The sequence below is a fragment of the Immundisolibacter sp. genome (genome assembly GCF_041601295.1).
Classification (GTDB): domain Bacteria; phylum Pseudomonadota; class Gammaproteobacteria; order Immundisolibacterales; family Immundisolibacteraceae; genus Immundisolibacter.
On record NZ_JBFIII010000167.1, the window covers coordinates 1 to 3,039 of the forward strand.

At 60.6% G+C, this 3,039-nt stretch carries 3 protein-coding genes; all 3 read right to left on the minus strand.

The annotated features are described in order from the left end of the window. On the minus strand, nt 1–247 hold a 247-nt coding region (locus tag ABZF37_RS13985; protein WP_372720968.1), incomplete at its 3' end, for a hypothetical protein. Between the two features lie 106 nt (nt 248–353). Further along, the gene (locus tag ABZF37_RS13990) at nt 354–2,384 is read right to left on the minus strand and encodes a DUF1302 family protein (RefSeq protein ID WP_372720971.1); all 2,031 of its coding nucleotides are present in this window, start codon (nt 2,382–2,384) and stop codon (nt 354–356) included. Between the two features lie 130 nt (nt 2,385–2,514). Beyond that, on the minus strand, nt 2,515–3,039 hold a 525-nt coding region (locus ABZF37_RS13995), incomplete at its 5' end, for a zinc-binding dehydrogenase (RefSeq protein ID WP_372720973.1).

The following is a 3,039-nucleotide window of genomic DNA, read 5'->3' on the forward strand; positions in this document are numbered from 1 at the left end:
GCGGCGTGGCGCGGGTCAGGTTCATGACCCAGCCGAACTGCCGAATCATCTTTTCCTGCTGGCCAACCAGCACGCTGCGAATGGGTTGTCCGTCCAGGGTCTTGTCCAGCAGGCTGTCGATGCTCGCGGCGTTGAGCACCGTGCCTTCGGCCACTTCCTCGGCCGCCAGCGGGCCGGCCGCCAGCAGCCCGGCCGTAACGGCACCGGCCGCCAGCAGGCGCCGCAGTTTCTTCCCGTGCTTGTCCATCCTGTGATCCTCGCTCAGGTTGTCGGTTGGAGCCCGGCTGAAGCCGGTCCGGTGGCAATCACCACCGGACCGATCAACCGGGCATAGAGGTCAGCCGGGCATCCGCTCAGAACTGATAAGTAATACGCGCCACGAACTGGTCACGGTCGTGCAGGGTGCTGAGCAGACGCCCGTCGTTGCGGTCACTACCGGTCATGCCAAGATTGGTCTTCTCGACATGCCGCGGCAGGAAGATATCGGCCTCGAAGCGCAACCGCCAGTGGTCGCCCATGGCGATGTCCAGAGCCGGCAACAGGAACGCGTCGAAACTACCCAGATCGAAACCGAATGCCAGCGACGGCGTTACCGTGTCGTACCGATACGGGAAACTGAAGGCATTGGTCCAGAATGTCTGGTGCTCGCGGCGAGCCGCACCAAACCCGAACAACTCCACGATGTCGTCGTCGCGGTCGTAGTTGAGCACCCAGGTGTCAAACAGCTGCATGGTCCAGAACGCCGGCCGAGACGTCTTCAGCCAGTTCATGGTCCAGCCGAGCTGTTTGTCCATACCCACCATGATCTTGAGCGTGTCCTTCTCGACGACATTGCCAAGACCGGGCACGGATAACGTAGCGCCCACCAAACCGGCGCCGGTTGCTAATTGACCAGGCGCATAGGCTGTCTGAACGGGCCTGTCGGGATCGTTCAGAAGTACCGCCGTACTGGGCCAGAACGCTCCAAACCAACTACCTGCCGCAGTGTTCGCCTCGCTGACATAGGCCAACAAATCGACATAGGTATCGGTGCCGGTGTTGTAGGGCCTGTCAGGTGTGTAGGCCATTTCGCCGCGAATCACCGCATCCAGAAAACCCGAATAGGCGTTCAGAGTGACGCCGAAGGTGTCGATCTCCGGAAATATCAACTCAGACAGTTGAAAAGGCCCCGATTCCCAGTCGCCATACTGATTACCTCCACCCACTACCGGGTTGGTTACAACCAGACCATCCGTGCTCAGGCCGTGATAATAAGCAAACGAGTAACCAATCTGCTTGGCGGTACCGGACCACCGAAACCCGTAGTTGGGGTCGTTCTCATCGCCCTTGTTGTGATGATAGTTATATTTGCCAATCATGGAGCTGGTCACGCCAGCGCCGCCCCAGGGTGAGGGCATCCAACGACCGCCGTTCAGGGCGGCGTCATCGCCGATGTCGTGCCCACCATCCCAGCCCGGACGATAAATCAGCTGCAAGGCACCGGCCAACTCGGGCACATCAATGGTGACGTTGCCCAGAATGAGCGGCTTGCGCAGCTCCTCGTTTTCGAGCTCCAGGAATGAGCGCCAGCGCATGTCGTAGCCGTGAATGATGTCCATGGCCCGGAAAAAATCGGTCTCGCCCCACACCACCTGCTGCTTGCCAAGCTTGAAGTGGTAACGGTCGCCGACGTCAAACGTCACGTAAAACTCGCGCAGTACCTCGCGCAGTGAGGTCGAGTTGTAGTCATCCAGCAGCTCATGGTCCGTGGTACCGCCACCGAACCCAAGCAAGCCGGGTGCGAAGCAATCATTTGCCGGATTGGCGATTAAAGCGCAAGGCAATGGGACTAATCCGTCCAGGAGCTGATTCAGAAACCCCGACGTGAACTGCGACGCGTTCGCGAACACCTGACTAGGATTCGCAATACTCCCTACCGGCACGGTAGCGCCAGGGTTGTTCAACACAGGAAAGCCCGTAAGCCCTACGCCGTTAGTGGCCAGAGCCGGCAAGGTTTTGCTGCCTTTATTCAGGCCGCGCTCCCAACTGGTCTTGGTTTCGCGGGCAACACGGCCGACGCCAAACACCTGGAACGCGCCAAAATCGGCCTTTGCTTCCACCTTGGCACTGTGCCGAATCATGGACAGCTCGCCCTTGCCTCCATAGGTATCGTAGCCGCCATCAGGAGTGGCGAGCGCGACGCCAGTCACACCCGCAGGTATTGCGCTTCTGTTCTCGAACTCATCGCTGTTTTGCAGGTTGACCGACAGGTGCTCACGGATGTAACCGGAGTACTCGAACGTCACCGCCCGCGCCAGGCCCGACAGCAGCATGGCCGAACCAAACACAACCCATACACTTGTCCGCACGGCCAGACCGCGCGTCTTCACGTTTTGCGAATGCATCCTGGGACCCCTCCCGTATGCTCGAGCCTGTGGCAAGTGTGGTGCCTTGAGCTCTACCCGTTCCCTCGTACCCCGGCTCCGGCCAGGACCCTGCCGCCCGCGATCCCGGGCGCCCCCAAAAACTCCCCGCTCAGGCCATCCGCAGCACCGGCTTGAGGGTACTGCCACCCTCGGAATCCGCCGCCGCCTGATTGATCTGATCCAGACTGTAGAACTTGATCAGCTTGTCGAACGGAAACTTGCCCTGCTTGTACAGCTCGATCAGGCGCGGGATGAACACATCCGAGTTGCTGTCGCCCTCAATGATGCCCCTGATGGTGCGGTTCAGCAGCATGAAATTGATGTCCAGGCTGATGGCGGTGCCCATGGCCGGCGCCCCGACGATGCCGCCGACGCCCCCCATGCCGATGCAATACACCGCCCCTTCCAGAACCTTGGCGTTGCCGGTGGTCTCCAGCATGTAAGGTACCCCCTGGCCGGCGGTGATCTTCATGATCTCCTCCGCCGGGTCGCACTGGGTGCCATTGAACACGTGGGTCGCCCCCAACTCACGGGCCAGCGCCAGCCGGTTTTCCTTGATATCGACGCAGATGATAGTCGTGCAGTTGGCCACCACGGCGCCCATGACGGCACTCAGACCCACCGCGCCAGCGCC

What these genes read in the sequence shown, in the direction of transcription:
- ABZF37_RS13990 (WP_372720971.1), bottom strand. Translation starts at nt 2,384, where the DNA reads ATGCATTCGCAAAACGTGAAGACGCGCGGTCTGGCCGTGCGGACAAGT.